Below are 18,367 nucleotides of genomic sequence, written 5' to 3'. Positions count from 1 at the left end.
ATAAATTATAAATTTTTTAGTGCTAGTTTTATTATAGTTTCTACGTTGGCATCTGGTTGTTGAGCCACTATTTTATCTATAACTTTTTCGGCTTGCTTTTTAGCAAAACCTAAAACTTCTAATGCAGATAACGCTTCTTCTTTATTTGTATTGCTTTCTTTAACAGAAACTTCGTCTATATCATAGATTTTAAGAATCTTATCTTTTAGATCTATGATTACTCTTTGTGCTGTTTTTGCTCCAATTCCTTTTATAGATTGAATTAAAGCTACATCTTCTGTTGCAATACCTTCTCTAATTTGTTTTGGAGTTAATGAAGACAACATCGTTCTTGCTGTATTTGCACCAATACCACTTACTGATATTAATAACCTGAATACTTCTCTTTCTGCCAATGACGCAAATCCAAAAAGCGTATGTGCATCTTCTCTAACTTGAAGATGTGTATACAGTTTTAATGCTTCTTGGTCTGGTATTTGAGAATAAGTATGAAGTGATATATTTAACAAATATCCTACACCGTTGCAATCTATTACAACATCTGTAGGATTTTTTTCTACTAATTTACCTTGTATATGAGTAATCATAAAATAGCCCTATTAAACCCTCAAATGTAATAAAATTATTTGTACTAAAAATTACTTCTTTTTCCTTAGGCTTTCTTCTAATTTTTCCTTTTGTTGTGCATCTATTACGGCAATAGCAGCCATGCTAACTATTTCGTCAACACTAGCGTCTAATTGAAGGATATGAACAGGTTTTTTCATACCCATCATTATTGGTCCAATAGAGTCTGCTTTATTTAATTCTTTTAAAAGTTTATAAGTAATATTAGCCGCATCTAAATTTGGAAATATTAATGCATTAACCTTTTTTCCTGCTAATTTTGAAAACGGAAATATATCTTGAAGCATTTGGCTATTAAGCGCAAAATCTGTTTGCAGCTCGCCATCAACTATTAAATCTGGATATGCTCTGTGTAAATACCCAACTGCTTCTCTAACTTTTGAAGCTCTTGGATTTGTCGAAGAACCAAAATTAGAATATGAAGTCATTGCCATTACAGGCTCTAAACCAAACATTTTCATAGTTTTGGCTGTCATTTGAGCTATTCTTGCTAAATCTTTAGCAGAAGGATCTACGTTGATTGCGGTGTCACTTAAAAACATTGGTCCGCGTTGCGTCATCATTAAATTTGTGGTAGCAATTCTTGAAGAACCTGGCGCAAGTCCAAATAATTCTAACATTGGTTTTACTACTGAAGGATAATTACGAGAATATCCAGTAATTACAGCATCTGCATCACCTTCATTAACCATCATAGCTGCAAAATAATTACGCTCTCGCATAATCTTTTGTGCATTAAAAAGAGTTACGCCACGTCTTTGACGTTGTTCCCAATAGACTTGAGCATATTTATTTTTTTGCTCTAACTGCTCATCTGATTTTGGGTCTATAATAGGCACTTCTGCATCAAACTCTATTTCTTCTTTAAGACGCTCTATTTCTTCTTGACGACCTAACAAAATTGGATGTGCAATACCTTCTTCATATACAACTTGAGCTGCTTTTAGTACGTCTAACTGATCTGCTTCTGCAAATACAACACGCTTTGGATTCATCTTAGCACGATTAAATAATAATCGCATTAATTTGTTATCAGATCCAAGACGTTGCATTAATTCGTCTTTATATTTTTCCCAATCTTCAATTGGTTCTTTTGCTACGCCACTTTCCATAGCTGCTTTTGCTACTGCTGGTGGTACTTCAGAAATTAATCTTGGGTCAAATGGTTTTGGTATAATATAATCTTTACCAAATGCTAAACGTGTTTCGCCATAAGCTATATTTACTTGTTCTGGCACAGGTTCTTTAGCTAAATCTGCTAAAGCTTTAACTGCTGCCATTTTCATAGCTTCGTTAATTTTTGTTGCTCGAACATCTAAAGCACCTCTAAAAATAAATGGGAAACCTAATACGTTATTTACTTGGTTAGGATGATCACTACGTCCTGTAGCCATTATAATATCTTCTCTAGTTGCTATTGCTAAATCATAGGCTATTTCTGGATCTGGATTTGCCATAGCAAATACAATAGGGTTTACAGACATTGAACGTAACATATCTTGATTTACAATATCTGACGTTGATAAGCCAATAAAGACATCTGCATCTTGCATTGCTTCTTCTAATGTATTTATTTTTCTATCGGTTGCAAACTCTGCTTTTTGAGCTGTTAAGTTATCCCTATCGCTTCTAATTACACCTTTACTGTCTAACATGACAATGTTTTCGCGTTTTGCTCCAAAAGCTTGATATAGTCTTGTACATGAGATAGCAGCAGCACCTGCACCACTTACTACAATTTTCACTTCATCTATCTTTTTTTCTGCTAATTCTAAAGCATTTAATAATGCTGCTGCAGATATAATAGCAGTACCATGTTGGTCATCATGCATTACTGGAATATCCAGTTCTTCTTTTAATCTACGCTCTATTTCAAAAGCTTCTGGCGCTTTAATATCTTCTAAATTAATCCCTCCAAAGGTTGGAGCTATATTTTTTACGGTTTGGATAAATTCTTCTACATTTTTTGTATCAACTTCTATATCAAATACGTCAATATCTGCAAAGATTTTAAATAATAAACCTTTACCTTCCATTACTGGTTTTGAAGCTTCTGGACCAATATCTCCTAATCCTAAAACTGCTGTCCCGTTAGATATTACTGCTACTAAATTTCCTTTAGAAGTATATTTATAGGCATTATTTTTATCTTTTTCTATTTCTAAACAAGGCTCTGCAACACCTGGTGAATATGCAAGAGACAAATCTCTTTGTGTTGCATATTTTTTTGTTGGTACTACTTTTATTTTTCCTGGAGTTGGCTTTGCATGATATACTAAAGCTTCGCGACGTCTACTTTGTTTACTCATAAGGATATAATGTTTCTGCTTACGCGGAATTTTTTTAAGTTTAAATTGAATTACAAATGTAAGCTATATAATTGTTTGCTTAAAATTAGTGTATAAAAAAAGCCACCTTTAATAGGTAGCTTTTCATAAATTTATGAATATTTTTTTTAAAACTTAACATGATTAGGTAAACCTCCAACGTGTTGAAGTTTTTGTTTTGCTATTTTTTGAGCAAAATCAACACTATCTTCTAAATTTTTATTATTTAGTTGACTATATAAAAAACCTGTCCAAAAAGCATCACCAGCACCTGTTGCGTCTTTAATATTTTCTATTTTTAAGCTTGCTTTTTCTACTAACTCTCCAGACTTATCAGATACCACAACTCCTTCACTTCCTTTTGTTAAACATACTACTGATGCACCTAAAGAATGAAAATAATCAAAAATAAATTGGTCTTTTTTATCTTCTTTAAATAATCGCTTACAATCATCTAAACTTAATTTTACTAAAGGATCTAATTTTAAATATTCTTTAATTACAGAAATTGCCTCTTCTGTGTTTGGCCAAATTTTTTCAGAATAATTTATATCTATACTAAGTGACAATCCTTTTTCTTTTGCTTTTTTTGCTTTATTTAGAATTGTTGTTCTTGCCGGATTTTTACTTAACGCAAAACAAGTTGTATGGTAAATTTTTGACGACTCTATTAATTGTTCTGAAATTTGACTTTCATTTATATGAAAATCTGCTTGTCTAAATGGTAAAAAATCTGGAGTTTCTGTAGATTTTGACACTAAAATGATAGATGTTGGATACTTTTCAGTTTTATTTAGTGCACTTACATCTACATTGCTTTTGGTTAATTTATCTTCTACAAAACGTCCTAATCCATCATTACCACAAGTAGCAACTAATGCAGATTTTAAGCCAAGCTTTACTGCATTTACTGCAACATTTGTAGGAGATCCTCCTAAGTATCTTTTATATGCGCTTGTTGTTTGTACTGTTTTATTAGCTTCTTCTCCAATAAAATCTAACAATACTTCACCAACGCATAAAATATCTATAGTTTTCAATTTAAATAAATTTTATTTGTTGTTTTATAGATTGAGTAAGTAATACAGATGCTGCTGCGCTCCATGCGCAATAAGGCACTCCGTTAGGTTCTGTTGTTTTAGTATTAAAGTTTTCGTAAAACTTATAATCTTCAACTTGATTAACTTTATCTATATTTTTAAGTATTTTTTTTGCTTGTTCTGTTTTTCCTTGTTTAAGGAGTCCTAATCCAAAAAAACCATTAACCATTGCCCAACTACCACCGTTATGAAACTCGTATGGGTAATTTCTAAATTCATATTTACAGTTGTCTTTAAGCAAATCCCAATGTTGATCGTTTGGTTTTATAATTGGCCAAAAAGCAGGTAGCAAACCTAATTTTGTAGATTCTGCTAATTCTAAACTGTAATCTATTAGTTTGTTTTTAAATTTTTTATCTCCAAAATCTAAAATTAACAGTAATGCATTTGCAAATGCATCGTAGTTAGTTTTATATCCTGATGGAGAAAATGAACATGGTAAAAATGAATCTATCTTTATTGCATTATAGGCACGATCATGAAATTTTTCTTTATTAGAATTAGGAAAAAAGTTTGCTTTAATTTGATTTTTTATTTGAATAAGCTTATTACTTAAGCTTTGATCGTTTTCTAAATAATTAAAAGATTGTATTGCCCAATACCTTAATAGTTGGTCGTATAAGACATATCCGTCGGTAATATATTCGTCAGCCCAATTACCCGATAACGGAATATACATTAGGTGTTTATTATTAAATTCCCAAGCATTTAAAAGCTGTAATACTTTGTATATTTTTGATTTTAAATCATTAAAAAAAGCAAAATCATTAGTATAGTTAGCGTATTGGCAAACACCAATTACAAACCAAGTAGCAGCATCTACACGACCTGCCAATCCACCATAACTTACAGATTCATCTTTTTCTGAAACACCTACATTAGATGGTATTGTACCTACTTCGTGTTGATGCTTTGCTAGTGTAAGTAATGTGTTTTTAAATGTTTTTATTAACTCTCTATGTCCAGAAGCTAAAGCAGATAAGCCACATATTACTCCATCTCTAGCCCAAACACGTTTATAATTTGAAATATCTTGAGCGCTTGCAACAAATCCTTTTTCTGTACTGCATTTTAAAAGTAACTCTATGGACTTTTCGTAGTGCATATATTAAGCTTTATTTTTTGTTTTAATAATTAATGTTAGTGCAGCACTGATAACCAATAATACTGCTGCAAAAGTTATTGCGTTTCTTGGATCATTACCTAAAAAGTGTTTAAGTATGTATCCAAACGACAATGTTTGAATAATCATTGGTATAACTATCATCATATTGATAATTCCCATATAAACTCCGTATCTTTCTTTTGGTATGTCTGATACAACAATTAAATAAGGAATACCCATCATACTTGCCCAGCCAATACCAAATCCTGTTATTGCCACAAACAATAAATTTTTATTTTCTATAATTGGAAATGCAAAAAAACCAACTGCTGCTACAAGTAAACAGATAGCATGTACATGTTTTGGTTTTATTTTTTTTGTTAGATATACTAAACCAAAAGCAACTAAAAATGTTATAATATTATACCAACCGTTGATTAATCCTGTCCAACCAACTGCTTCTGCATATGCATCTGGATTAGAACTTGGTGTAGCATTCCACACAGAAAGCGCTACACTTTTTGAAGAGTTTTGCCAATAACAAAATAATGCATACCACTGAAATAGATATACTAAAGCTAATTGCCACATTACTTTTGGCATATCTTTGATAGCTTCTATTATCTCTAATAATGGATGAAAAATTCCTTTATCATTGCTTCTTATTAACTCTAACTCTTCTTTTGTTGGTGGATCTTCTTTAGTCTTACTCATACTCCACAAAATAGATCCGATAGAACATATAGATCCTAAAAAGAAAGATGCATAGACCCATGAAGGTAATGAACCTGTGGTACCAACTATAATTAAAGGAAAAATAAATAAAGATAAATTAGCTAATGTCTGTCCAAATCCTGTAAAAAAGCTTTGCATTTGAAAACCAAGTGGTTGTTGCTCTTCGCTTAATTTATCTGCAATCAAAGCACGGTAAGGCTCCATAGCAGTATTATTACCTGCGTCTAAAATCCATAACAAACTAGCAGCCATCCATAATGAACTACTAAACGGAAAAGCTAACAAAGCTATACTACATAATATTGCTCCTATTAAAAAGAAAGGCTTACGTCTACCTAACTTAGGATGCCAAGTCTTGTCACTTAAAGCACCAACTAATGGTTGTACAATTAAACCTGTAACCGGTCCTGCTAAATGTAGTATTGGGATTTGATCAGGACTTGCTCCTAGAAAATCGTAAATAGGTGTAACTGCGCTTTGTTGTAAACCAAAACTGTATTGGATTCCGAAAAACCCAACATTCATATTTAGTATTTGCCAGAAACTTAATTTTGGTTTTTTTAGCATTACGTTTATTCTTTTATCTTATTTAAAAAATCTTCAAACTTAATGTTATTTGTAAAGATGTTTCCGTTTTTATCTATTACCGGTATCTTTAAATCTGAAACACTTATTTTTTTTGCTCTTAGTTTATTAAGCATTTCATTTAATGCTTTTTCATTTTTATCAATATCATAGTACGTATACTTAATATTGTTTTTATTTAAAAATGTTTTTGTATCCAAACAGTAATGGCAAGTATCACTTCCATAAACTATTATTACATCTTGAATATTATTATTTTCAAATTGGTTTTGATCTTCAATTACACTTGTATTGAAAAGAAATATTAATGAAAAAAAAGTATTTAGAATTATTGTTTTCACAGTAAGCTTTATTTAAAATAGGCTGATACTTTTTTAAATACCAACCTATTTTTATCAATCAAATCAAATAAATTTTAAAATTTATATTGTAAACCAAGTGTCATAGATCTTCCTGGTAAAGGTCTAGCTCTAACATAGTTGTCTTGATTTTCTACAATGCTTCCTTCTTCTACCTCTGTTACACCTATACTATCAAAAATATTGTTAGCAGAAATGTTAGCAAAAAGTGAATCTGTAATCTTAACGTTAGCAAAACCACTTACTATAACAAAGCCTGGCATTACTAACTCGTTATTATCCTGTGCATAAGCTTCTGATTGACCAGTAAAGCTTAATCCTATAGAGTTTTGTTTTGTTTGACCAAAGTTATAAGATGGCATTATGTTATAAATAAAATCTGGTTGTCTTCTTGGTGTGTTACCCTCGTTAGCACCAGAGTCTACTTCTGCATCTGTGTAAGTTACAGCACCGCGTAAGTTAAAGTTATTAAAGTTGTAAAAACCTTCTACTTCTAATCCCTTAGATTTATAATCATTTTCTATGATACTATTTGTAGAGGCCTCAAAACCGCCTTCTTCGGCTGTATTAGCCATAAAGAAAGTTGCATACAAAGCTCCGTTTTTAAATCCTTGTTTAAAACCTAATTCTGCTTGTCTAATAAAGTCTAAAGCGTTTATTCTATCTCCGTCTGTATAGTTTAATCCAGAAAATAAAATTCTATCTGCTTTTGCTGAAGCACCTTTACTATATCTTGCAAAAACTGCTTGGTTTTCTTTAATCTTGAAGTTTGCTCCTATCGAGTATGAAAAATAATCGTAATCGTAATCTACCGGTGTTACATTAGCATTATCTATTGCAGCTACGCTTTGTTCTGGTACAGAAATAACTCCATCATTATTAACATCAAATTGAGTTGTTACTGCGCCTGCAAAATAACCATCTACTCTACCTTTATCATACCTTGCACTTGCATCAAAAGTTAATTGATCTGTAGCTTCTACTGTTACGTTAGCATATGGTGCAGAAACATTGTATTGTGTATCGTAGTTTCTTGTACAACAGTTACCCCAAAACGGAACTCCGTAAGCATACAATCCGTTTTCACTTAATGGATTATTTGATGCGTCAAATGCATTTATTAATCTTGCGTTATCATCATTAACTTCTTGTAAATAAGAATTCCATAACCAAGACATTGACACATTTTGTATAGATTTAAAGTAACCAACAGTTAAATCTACACCTTCAAAAGATTTTTGAAGTTTAAAATCATTCATAAAGTTGTTAAAGTTGTTTAACTCTACATCAAACATATGTATTCTAGCTACTAAACTGTTCGTAGGGACTGCTGTCCCATCTACAAATTGTAATGTTGATCCTGCTCCAAAACTATCTGCTATTGAAGATGCTGAAGCAACTTCTGCTGGAAATGGAGATACAAAGCTTCCGCTATTTGCAGAAAATCTTGCGTTGTTTTTAATTTTCCAACCTTCACCTATATCAAATTTTGCTTCCATACCTACAGATGTAGATTTAGGATGCATACCGTCTCTTACATCTCCTCTTCTTAACTGTCCGTCTGCACCTAAACCTACTGTTTGTAATAAATTTGACGAGTGTAAAGATCCTGTTGTTGCATCAAAATTAGGTGCATTACTCCAATCTGGATTACTATTTGTTCCTGTTACCTTCATTGGCATTGGTAAGTAAGCTGCAGCTTTATCATTTAAATATTTAGCATAAACTCTAATTTGACCTTTTTCAAATTCTTTTGTTAAACTTAATTTTAATTGACCTCCATTATTAGCCGTAAAACCTGTCTCTCTCACACCTTCTCCTACACGATAAAAACCACCTGTATGCAAGTATAAGTCTTCTCCTACTTTAGTACCGTAATCAAAATCTGCTCTAAAAGAATTATAATCTAAACCAACTGTTGTTGCTAAGTTACCACCTTCTGTTTTTCCGGTTTTACTAATGATGTTTATAATTCCACCTGGTCCATTTGATGTTAATGTAGATGCAGATCCACCTCTTATTGCTTCTATACGCGCTACATTAGAATCAAATCTTGTAAAAATATCTGCGGTACCAAAAGAAATATCACCAAATAACAACACTGGTAATCCATCTTCTTGTAGTTGGACATATTTTGATCCACCTGAAGAAATTGGTACACCACGAACAGCAATATTAGAGTTACCTTCTCCTCCAGAAGATTCTGATCTTATACCAGGTATCGTTCTAAAAATTTCTGCAGTTGTGCGAGGCGCTGACTGAGCAATAACCTTAGGCTTCATACTTGTTACAGATACACTAGATTCAATTTTTGATCTAGGATTAGTAACACCTGTTATAATAATTTCATCTAAAGATTCTGTATCTTCTTCTAAATCAAAATTTAATGTTACATCTGCATTATTAACTGAAACATTTTTAGATTGAGATGCATACCCTAAATAAGATGCTTTTACAATGTAAGTACCATTTTCTACGTTAGAAATCGTGTAATTACCTTCAAAATCTGTTTGAGATCCTTTGGTTGTTCCATCTAAAATTACATTAACACCTGGTATTGGTGTACCGCTAAGGTCTTTAACTTTTCCTTTTATCGTTGATTGGGCCAATACAAACGATAATGAAAAGAAAAAAGAAACTGCTAAAAAGCATTTTGTTTTAATCGTGTTCATCATGTAATGAGTTTTAAATATTCAAAATTGTTAGTTGTTTGTTGTCAAATTTATAACTAGATCTTAATAAAAATATAAATTTCTAAACGAAAACGTTTTCGAAAATAACAAAAACGTTTTCGTAAATTTTAGTTACTTTTACAAAAACATATAAAATGCCAACTACTTTAAAGGAAATTGCAGAAAAAATTAATGTTTCTGTATCTACTGTATCTAAAGCTTTAAAAGGTTACGCTGATGTAAATCCTGAAACCAAAAAGCTTATTCTTAAAACTGCTAAAGAGATGAATTATAAACCAAACTCTTTTGCAGTAAATTTAAGAACTAAAGAGTCTAAAACTATTGGGTTAATAGTTCCTGAAATTGTACATCATTTTTTCTCTAGTGTTATTAAGGGTATTATTGCGCAGGCAGAAAAAAAAGGGTATTTAGTTATAATCTTACAGTCTAATGAGTCTTATGAGCTAGAGAAGAAACAACTAGAGCTATTACAAAACAAAAGAGTGGATGGAATTTTAGTTTCTATAGCAAATGGCACTTCTAAATTTGATCATTTTAAAGAGGTTATAGATAATGATACACCTTTGGTTATGTTTGATAAAATTGCAAAAATTATTGACTGCTCGAAGGTAATTATTGATGATAGAAAAGCTGCTTATGAAGCTACAAAGTATTTGATTGAAATTGGTTGTAAAAAAATTGCCCATTTTAGAGGTCCATTGCTACCTCAAAACTCAATTGATAGATTTTTAGGATACAAAAAAGCACTAGAAGATTTTAACATACCTTACGATTCTAAACTAGTTTATGTTTTAAATGATGTTAGTTTTGAAGAAGGGAAATATTATGCAAAAAAATTAGTTGAAGAACATAAAAATGTTGATGGTATTTTTGTAAATACAGATTTAGTTGCTATCGGAGCAATTACTGCTTTTAATGAAATGAATATAAAAGTTCCTGAAGATATTTCTATAGTTGGATTTAGTAATTGGTTTATGTCTACAGTTGTTTCTCCTTCTCTAACAACCATAAATCAACCAGGATTTAAAATGGGTAAAGAAGCTTTTAAAGTTTTATATAAAGAAATTAAAGCTAAAAAGAAAAATGAGGAATTTAGATATAAAAAGGTTGTACTAGATACAGATTTAATAGTTAGAAACTCTACTAAACCTATTTTAAAAAGTTAATATTTCTTTGTAAACCAGAAAATTTAGTACGTTTAACCGCTGATTTTTTAAATAGTTTATTAAAAACATCCTTGGTAATATCTTGCCAATCATTTTTAGTCATAGATAGCAATTCTGGATGCGGATTAAATAATGGTTCATTATGAGGTTTACTAAACCTATTCCATGGACAAACATCTTGACACACATCACATCCAAACATCCAATCGTCAAATTTGTCTTTCATATTGGACGGTAATTCGTCTTTTAACTCGATAGTAAAATAGCTAATGCATTTACTTCCGTCTACCACATAAGGTTCTACAATTGCTTGTGTTGGACACGCGTCTATACAAGCTGTACATGTCCCACAATGATCTGTTGTTGGGTTATCGTAATCTAACTCTAAATCTATAATTAGTTCTGCAATAAAATAAAAGCTACCTGTTTTTTGACTTAATAAGTTACTATGTTTGCCTATCCAACCTAATCCGCTTTTTGCTGCCCAAGCTTTATCTAAAACTGGTGCAGAATCTACAAAAGCACGACCGTAAACTTCTCCAATTTCTTCGTTTATAAATTCTAGAAGTTGCTTTAATTTATCTTTTATTACAAAATGATAATCTGTACCGTAAGCGTATTTTGATAGTTTATAACTATCTTCTGTTTGCGTTTGGTCTGGATAATAATTAAGTAGCAATGACACAACGCTTTTAGAATCTTCTACTAATTTTGTTGGGTCTAAACGCTTATCAAAATGATTTTGCATGTAAGACATTTGACCGTGCATATTCTTATTTAACCATTTTTCTAATCGTGGCGCTTCTTCTTCTAAAAATTGAGCTTTACTAATTCCGCACGACAAAAAACCGAGACGTTTTGCTTCGGTTTTAATTAATTGCGTGTATTTAGTTTTAGTATTCAATATTATCTAGCTTCAAAATTTAAGATAGCATTTTTTGGTTTTAAAGTAATAAGAGGCAAAATATCTATAGATTTAAATTCTGGTTTGATTTTGTAGCGTTTTATTATTTCGTTGATTGCTAAAATCATTTCAAACATTGCAAAATTATTACCAATACATTTTCTTGGTCCAGCTCCAAAAGGAAAATATTGTGATGAAAATTGCCTGCCACCATCTTCAAATCGTTCTGGTAAAAACTTATTTGGTTGTTCCCAGAGTTTTGGGTGACGATGGATTTCGAATACCGAAAACAACAGATTTGAATTTGCTTTAAAATGATAATCCTTAAAATTATCGTCTTCAATATTTACGCGATCTATAAAATATACTGGCGGATACAAACGCATAGATTCTTCAATAACTTGCTGACAAATTTTTGAATTCATTACTTGATTCATCAAGTCATGCTCATCTTCATTCGCTTTTATTTCAACATAAATCTTGTCTTGCCATTCAGGATGTAATGCTAATAGTTGCAGAGTAAATGTTAGCGCATTTGATGTTGTCTCATGACCTGCAACAAATAGTATTAAAATTTCGTCTAACAGCTGCTTCTCTTCCATTGAAGAACCATCATCATATCTTGCAGACAACAACATATCTAATAAATCGTTGTACTTAACACTAGATTGCTGGCGTTGGTTTACAATTCGTTTTAAAATATCTTTAGACTCTTGCCCTAAATCTAAGTGATCTTGTAATGTACCACTTATTTTAAACCACCAACCTAGGTACGGTTGTCTAAGCTCTTTGACCAACATTTTCTGAACTTCTTCAGTAATGTGTTGTAGTCTATTAATCTCGTCTGCATTTGCGGCACTACTAAATAAAGATTTAACTACAGTTTGAAACGCTAAATCATTAAAAACTGGAAAGACATCTATCGCTTTATTGGTTTCGAATTTATCATATTCTGCATTGATTGCAGACTGAATCGTATCTAATAACTGTTGAAGATTTTTTTTATGAAATGCAGGTTGAATAAGTTTTCTCTGCGTTTTCCAATGCTCATCTTCTGCAGTTAATAATCCTTTACCAACATATTTTGCTAGGTCTTTAGTTTGAATTCTAGACTTTGTATAATTTTTTTGATTTTTCTGAAGTACATGAATAGCTAATTCGGCATCACGAGAAAAGAAAATATGATTTTTTGCTCCAATGTTTAGCCTAAAAATATCACCATATTTCTTGAAATTTCTATGATGAAATGGTAATGGGTTTTTAAGAATTTTGAAAGAATGCTTTATAAACTGAAGCAATGAAACCTCAGAAATATGTGTTTGTTGCTTCATAAATTTTATTCTTTTCTTAAAACAAACCGCCTTGTGTTGGTCCTTTTATTTTTCCAAGATGCTTGTAGGCTAGTTCGGTCACTTCTCTTCCTCGTGGCGTACGAATAATAAAACCTTGCTGAATTAAGAAAGGCTCATAAACTTCTTCAATAGTTTCTGAGCTTTCACTAACAGCAGTTGCAATGGTTGTAATACCAACTGGTCCACCTTTAAATTTATCAATGATGGTAGAAAGTATTCGGTTATCCATTTCATCTAAACCATAAGCATCAACATTTAAAGCTTCTAAAGCGTATTTAGCTATTTTGATGTCAATAGACCCATTACCTTTTATTTGTGCAAAGTCTCTAACACGACGCAATAATGCATTGGCAATTCTTGGTGTACCACGACTACGACCTGCAACTTCTATTGCAGCTTCCATAGAGATTGGCACATTTAATATATCTGCACTACGTTGTATGATGGTTGTTAATAATTCGGTACTGTAATATTGTAATCTACTTTGAATACCAAAACGTGCACGCATTGGTGCTGTAAGCAATCCTGAACGCGTTGTTGCTCCAACTAATGTAAACGGATTTAGATTGATTTGAACGGTTCTTGCGTTTGGTCCAGACTCAATCATAATATCAATTTTATAGTCTTCCATAGCGGAGTATAAATACTCTTCTACAATTGGACTTAAACGATGTATTTCATCTATAAAAAGCACATCACGATCATCAAGATTTGTTAGTAATCCAGCTAAGTCACCTGGTTTATCTAAAACTGGACCAGAAGTCACTTTAATACCAACATTAAGCTCGTTAGCCAAAATATTAGCCAAAGTCGTTTTTCCTAATCCTGGAGGACCATGAAATAGCGTATGATCTAATGCTTCTGATCTTTTATTGGCTGCTTGAACAAATATTTGAAGATTCTCCAATACCTGATCTTGACCAGTAAAGTCGCTAAAGTTTAGAGGTCTTAAGGTTTTTTCGATCTCAAATTCTTCAGGAGAAAAATTATCGTTTGTTGGATCTAGGTTTTCGTTCATACAATAGCAAATATAAAGAAAAAGCCTTTCTGTTTAGAAAGGCTTTTTAAATATTTTAAGCTGATGATTAGTGTTGTAACTCTTCTTCGCCTTCTTTTAGAGGAACGCTTTGAGGAACAAAATCGTCATCATGTCCTGGTTTACTATAATCGTAAGCCCATCTGTGTACTGTTGGGATTTCTCCTGGCCAGTTACCATGAATGTGCTCTACTGGAGTAGTCCATTCTAAAGTGTTAGACTTCCATGGGTTTTGTTCTGCTTTCTTTCCGTAGAAAATACTAGCGAAGAAATTGTAAAAGAACACTATTTGGAAAGCTCCACCTACTAAAGCAAATACTGTAATAACAACATTCACATTTGATAAATCATCAAATAATGGGAATGCACTATTTGTATAATAACGTCTTGGTAGTCCTGCCATACCTATAAAGTGCATTGGGAAAAATACACCATAAGCACAAACTGCAGTAATCCAAAAGTGAACGTAACCTAAGTTTTTGTTCATCATTCTACCAAACATTTTAGGGAACCAGTGATAAACACCTGCAAAGAAACCATAAAGTGCAGAAATACCCATTACTAAATGGAAGTGAGCTACTACAAAATATGTATCATGTACGTTAATATCTAATGCGCTATCTCCTAAAATAATTCCTGTTAAACCACCAGTTATAAAAGTAGAAACTAATCCGATAGAGAATAACATCGCAGGGTTAAGCTGCAAGTTACCTTTCCACAATGTGGTTATATAGTTAAATGCTTTTACCGCAGAAGGTATTGCAATTAATAATGTTGTAAATGTAAATACAGAACCTAAGAATGGATTCATACCTGATACGAACATATGGTGACCCCAAACTATTGTCGATAAAAATGCAATAGCTAAAACCGAAGCAATCATGGCACGGTAACCAAATATAGGTTTACGTGAATTGGTTGCAATAATTTCTGAGGTGATACCTAATGCTGGTAATAATACAATATATACTTCTGGGTGACCTAAGAACCAAAATAAGTGCTCAAATAAAACAGGAGAACCACCTTGGTAATGTAAAACTTCACCTTGAATGAATATATCTGATAAGAAGAATGATGTTCCAAAACTTCTATCCATTATTAATAATAAAGCAGCTGATAATAATACAGGGAATGAAACCACACCAATAATTGCAGTTACAAAGAATGTCCAGATTGTTAAAGGTAATCTTGTCATAGACATACCTTTAGTACGTAGATTTAATACAGTTACGATATAGTTTAAAGACCCTAAAGCTGAAGAAGCAATAAAGATAGCCATAGAGGTTAACCATAATGTCATACCTAAACCAGATCCACCTTGTGCCATAGGTAAAGCACTTAATGGAGGGTATATAGTCCAACCTGCAGCTGCTGGTCCTGCTTCAACAAAGAATGAAGAAACCATTATCACACAAGAGATAAAAAATAACCAATAAGACACCATGTTTAAGAAACCTGAAGCCATATCTCGTGCACCAATTTGTAACGGAATTAATAAGTTACTAAACGTACCACTTAAACCAGCAGTTAATACAAAGAATACCATTATAGTACCATGTATTGTAACTAAAGCTAAGTAAATATCTGCGCTCATTACACCATCTGGAGCCCATTTTCCTAAGAAAGTTTGCAAGAAAGCATTAGGTTCTCCTGGCCATGCAATTTGCATACGCATCATTAAAGACATTACAACTCCAATAATTCCCATTATAAGCCCAGTAATTAAATACTGCTTGGCAATCATTTTGTGGTCTTGACTAAAAATGTATTTAGTTATAAAAGTTTCTTTATGGTGATGACCATGATCGTCATGTGCATGTGCTTCTACGTGTGCTGACATAATCTTATAATCTTTTCTTTAATTAAAATTTTTCTTTTTCTGAAATTATAAATTTAATGAATTTTTGAACTGCTTTTGTTCTTTCATCCATGCGTCAAACTCTTCTTGAGTTTCAACAATAATTTTCATTTGCATGTTGTAGTGAGATGTACCACAAATTTTATTACATAAAAGTAAGTAATCAAACTCGTATGGCTCTAAAGCTTCTTCACCATTAGCAATAAGCTCTTGACTATTTTCAGTTCTGATCTTATTGATGTTTGCTACTTTATCTTTAATTTCAGGTAACTCTCTCATATCAGCAGTAGTCTTTGTTGGTGTAAAACTAAACTGAGTAATCATACCAGGAACACAGTTCATTTGTGCTCTAAAGTGAGGCATATAAGCAGAGTGTAATACGTCTTGAGAACGCATTTTGAATAATACTGGTTTACCTACTGGTAAGTGTAATTCAGTAACAATTACATCATCTTGAGCATTTGGATCAGACTCATCAACACCTAAGATGTTAGCTTTGTCTAAATCTATTAATCTTACGTTTGCTTTACCTAACGCGTTGTCTGCTCCAGCATATCTTGCTTTCCAGTTGAATTGTTGTGCATAAAGTTCTACTACCATTGGATCTGCATCTTCATCAACATTCATAATGCTAGTCCAAGTAAATAGTCCTTGAATGATTAAACCTGCTAAAACTATTACAGGAATAATTGTCCATATAGCTTCTAATTTGTTGTTATCTGCAAAGAATAATGCCTTTCTTCCTTTTTGACCTCTATATTTAAAAGCAAAATAGTGTAATAAAAATTGGGTTACAGTTTGAACAAAGAAGATTACGACTAAAGAGATTATCATTAATCTATCTACACTTGGTCCATGCTCTGATGCCGAATTAGAAAGTAACGGTAAATCACCATATTTTGCAATACAAACAATTGTTATTGCATAAATGAAGATTAAGAAACCTATCATTAAGTAACCGTTTACTTTGTTGTCATTATCATTAGCAACTTGGTTATTTTCTGTTGATTTACCCGTTTGAGTTAAGTCAAAGATTTTAACCATTTGCCAAATGGCAACGAAAATAAATACTAAAACTAAAATTGATATTAAAGCCGTCATTGTTGTCGTTCTTCTTAATTTATTTTTTTATTAATAATGGAAATGTTCACTTTCTTTTACAAAAGGATTTCCTTTTGCTGTTAAAGGTGCTTTTGATATTGCATAGAATACTATCAATAAGAATAATCCAGCAAATAATAATATTGATCCAATTTCTGGTACACCAATAAACCATCTATCTCCTACTGTTGCAGGCATAATCATATTGAATATATCTAGATAGTGACCTGCTAATATTACTACTCCTGCCATTACTACAAACCAAGGAATACGTTTGTAATCGCTGTTCATTAATAATAATAATGGGAAAATAAAGTTCATTGCTACCATACCAAAGAATGGTAATTTATAATCTTCTATTCTAGTTACAAAGTATGTTACCTCTTCTGGAATGTTTGAGTACCAGATTAACATAAATTGAGAGAACCATAAGTAAGTCCAGAAAATACTGATACCAAACATGAACTTTGCTAAGTCATGAATATGACTATCATTAACTTGTGGTAATAACCCTTTAGATTTTAAGTAAATTGTGATTAATGCTATTACAGTAATACCACTTACAAACATACTTGCAAATACGTACCATCCAAATAATGTAGAGAACCAATGAGGATCAACACTCATAATCCAATCCCAAGACATCATAGACTCAGTATAGATAAAGAATACTAAAAACCCTGCTGCTATACGGAAAGACTTTTTAAAGTTACTGTTATCTCCTGCAGCAGCTTCATCTTGAGCTAATGAAAATTTACGTGCAAAGAAACGATATAAGCTCCATCCTGCTATAAAAATGATTGCTCTTATTAAGAAACCTGTAGAATTTAACCAACCTGATTTTCCTGCTACTAATTTATCAAAGTGTTCGCTTTCTGGATTTACCATATCAGGATTCATCCAAACAAAAATATGATCTCCAGCTAGCATTGCAATTGCAACAACAATTATTGCTCCTGGTAAAAGGTAATAAGTAATACCTTCCATGACTCTAAATAATAATGGAGACCAACCCGCTTGAGCTGCAAACTGGATAGCATAAAAGGCTAATACACCTAATGCTATCATCATAAAGAAAAATGCAGCCACATATAATGCTGACCATGGTCTGTTATGTATTTGGTGCATTACATGTTCTGCGTGTGCATCACCATGGTGAGCATCTTCTTCTGAGTGAGAACTTGTTGTTGCCTCATGATGTGTAGCTTCTTCAGAATGTGAATCATGTGATACTGCTTCATGAGAAGCTTCTGCACCATGACCACCATGACTTGCTTCTTCAGCAAGTAATTCTTTTACACTTTCCACAGTATCATAATGGTGTGCATTTGAAAAACCTGCAATTACACCAATTGCTCCTAATATAATTAAGACAACTGCAAAAATCTTTAGTCTATTTGAAAATGTGTACATATCTAT

General features: G+C 32.1%; 14 protein-coding genes. 1 reads left to right on the top strand and 13 read right to left on the bottom strand.

Going from position 1 to position 18,367, the window contains the following annotated elements:
• Window positions 1-5: 5 nt before the first annotated feature.
• The 7 genes from ruvA to WA327_RS07620 all read right to left on the bottom strand — a co-directional run bounded on the left by ruvA (window position 6) and on the right by WA327_RS07620 (window position 9,510).
• Window positions 6-587, bottom strand: a complete 582-nt coding sequence (gene ruvA / locus WA327_RS07650) for a Holliday junction branch migration protein RuvA (RefSeq protein WP_027879445.1) — start codon at window positions 585-587, stop codon at window positions 6-8.
• Window positions 588-638: 51 nt separating this feature from the next.
• Entirely contained in the window at window positions 639-2,936 is a 2,298-nt protein-coding gene (locus WA327_RS07645; protein ID WP_336068252.1) for an NADP-dependent malic enzyme, read from the bottom strand.
• A 146-nt stretch (window positions 2,937-3,082) separates the two neighbouring features.
• Window positions 3,083-3,994, bottom strand: a complete 912-nt coding sequence (locus tag WA327_RS07640) for a carbohydrate kinase family protein (protein WP_336068251.1) — start codon at window positions 3,992-3,994, stop codon at window positions 3,083-3,085.
• Between the two features lies 1 nt (window position 3,995).
• Window positions 3,996-5,159, bottom strand: coding sequence for a glycoside hydrolase 100 family protein (locus tag WA327_RS07635; protein WP_336068249.1), 1,164 nt, complete (start codon window positions 5,157-5,159; stop codon window positions 3,996-3,998).
• Window positions 5,160-5,162: 3 nt separating this feature from the next.
• Entirely contained in the window at window positions 5,163-6,461 is a 1,299-nt protein-coding gene (locus WA327_RS07630) for an MFS transporter (protein WP_336068245.1), read from the bottom strand.
• A gap of 5 nt (window positions 6,462-6,466) precedes the next feature.
• Entirely contained in the window at window positions 6,467-6,820 is a 354-nt protein-coding gene (locus WA327_RS07625) for a glutaredoxin family protein (RefSeq protein WP_336068243.1), read from the bottom strand.
• Window positions 6,821-6,894: 74 nt separating this feature from the next.
• Window positions 6,895-9,510 carry a TonB-dependent receptor gene (locus WA327_RS07620; protein ID WP_336068240.1) on the bottom strand — a complete coding sequence of 872 codons (2,616 nt, stop codon included), beginning with the start codon at window positions 9,508-9,510 and terminating at the stop codon, window positions 6,895-6,897.
• 155 nt (window positions 9,511-9,665) lie between these two features.
• On the opposite strand from WA327_RS07620, the gene WA327_RS07615 reads away from it, so the two are divergent.
• The gene (locus tag WA327_RS07615; protein WP_336068237.1) at window positions 9,666-10,697 is read left to right on the top strand and encodes a LacI family DNA-binding transcriptional regulator; all 1,032 of its coding nucleotides are present in this window, start codon (window positions 9,666-9,668) and stop codon (window positions 10,695-10,697) included.
• On the opposite strand, the gene queG is transcribed toward WA327_RS07615, so the two are convergent.
• The 6 genes from queG to WA327_RS07585 all read right to left on the bottom strand — a co-directional run bounded on the left by queG (window position 10,681) and on the right by WA327_RS07585 (window position 18,361).
• Entirely contained in the window at window positions 10,681-11,601 is a 921-nt protein-coding gene (queG, locus tag WA327_RS07610) for a tRNA epoxyqueuosine(34) reductase QueG (protein ID WP_336068233.1), read from the bottom strand. The two genes, WA327_RS07615 and queG, sit on opposite strands and share 17 nt — an antisense overlap.
• 2 nt (window positions 11,602-11,603) lie before the next feature.
• Window positions 11,604-12,932 carry a cytochrome P450 gene (locus WA327_RS07605; RefSeq protein WP_336068231.1) on the bottom strand — a complete coding sequence of 443 codons (1,329 nt, stop codon included), beginning with the start codon at window positions 12,930-12,932 and terminating at the stop codon, window positions 11,604-11,606.
• A 16-nt stretch (window positions 12,933-12,948) separates the two neighbouring features.
• Entirely contained in the window at window positions 12,949-13,971 is a 1,023-nt protein-coding gene (gene ruvB / locus WA327_RS07600; RefSeq protein ID WP_336068230.1) for a Holliday junction branch migration DNA helicase RuvB, read from the bottom strand.
• Between the two features lie 67 nt (window positions 13,972-14,038).
• Window positions 14,039-15,829 (bottom strand): cbb3-type cytochrome c oxidase subunit I, encoded by a 1,791-nt coding sequence (locus WA327_RS07595; protein ID WP_336068228.1) that lies wholly within the window; start codon window positions 15,827-15,829, stop codon window positions 14,039-14,041.
• Between the two features lie 45 nt (window positions 15,830-15,874).
• Window positions 15,875-16,948: a cytochrome c oxidase subunit II gene (locus WA327_RS07590; RefSeq protein WP_336068226.1), complete on the bottom strand. Its 1,074-nt coding sequence runs from the start codon at window positions 16,946-16,948 to the stop codon at window positions 15,875-15,877.
• Window positions 16,949-16,978: 30 nt separating this feature from the next.
• A complete protein-coding gene (locus WA327_RS07585) occupies window positions 16,979-18,361 on the bottom strand; it encodes a quinol:cytochrome C oxidoreductase (protein WP_336068224.1) in 1,383 nt (460 codons plus the stop codon).
• Between the last annotated feature and the right edge of the window lie 6 nt (window positions 18,362-18,367).

Origin of the sequence: Mesoflavibacter sp. CH_XMU1404-2, assembly GCF_037029465.1 — a bacterium.
GTDB lineage: Bacteria > Bacteroidota > Bacteroidia > Flavobacteriales > Flavobacteriaceae > Mesoflavibacter.
The sequence above is the reverse complement of the archived record's forward strand: the minus strand, read 5'-3'. Positions and strand labels throughout refer to the sequence as shown.

Bases quoted from the DNA above. Each gene is read 5' to 3' on its own strand.
- ruvA (WP_027879445.1), bottom strand. From the start codon at position 587: ATGATTACTCATATACAAGGTAAATTAGTAGAAAAAAATCCTACAGAT.
- WA327_RS07645 (WP_336068252.1), bottom strand. From the start codon at position 2,936: ATGAGTAAACAAAGTAGACGTCGCGAAGCTTTAGTATATCATGCAAAG.
- WA327_RS07635 (WP_336068249.1), bottom strand. From the start codon at position 5,159: ATGCACTACGAAAAGTCCATAGAGTTACTTTTAAAATGCAGTACAGAA.
- WA327_RS07630 (WP_336068245.1), bottom strand. From the start codon at position 6,461: ATGCTAAAAAAACCAAAATTAAGTTTCTGGCAAATACTAAATATGAAT.
- WA327_RS07620 (WP_336068240.1), bottom strand. From the start codon at position 9,510: ATGAACACGATTAAAACAAAATGCTTTTTAGCAGTTTCTTTTTTCTTT.
- WA327_RS07615 (WP_336068237.1), top strand. From the start codon at position 9,666: ATGCCAACTACTTTAAAGGAAATTGCAGAAAAAATTAATGTTTCTGTA.
- WA327_RS07605 (WP_336068231.1), bottom strand. From the start codon at position 12,932: ATGAAGCAACAAACACATATTTCTGAGGTTTCATTGCTTCAGTTTATA.
- ruvB (WP_336068230.1), bottom strand. From the start codon at position 13,971: ATGAACGAAAACCTAGATCCAACAAACGATAATTTTTCTCCTGAAGAA.
- WA327_RS07595 (WP_336068228.1), bottom strand. From the start codon at position 15,829: ATGTCAGCACACGTAGAAGCACATGCACATGACGATCATGGTCATCAC.
- WA327_RS07590 (WP_336068226.1), bottom strand. From the start codon at position 16,948: ATGACGGCTTTAATATCAATTTTAGTTTTAGTATTTATTTTCGTTGCC.
- WA327_RS07585 (WP_336068224.1), bottom strand. From the start codon at position 18,361: ATGTACACATTTTCAAATAGACTAAAGATTTTTGCAGTTGTCTTAATT.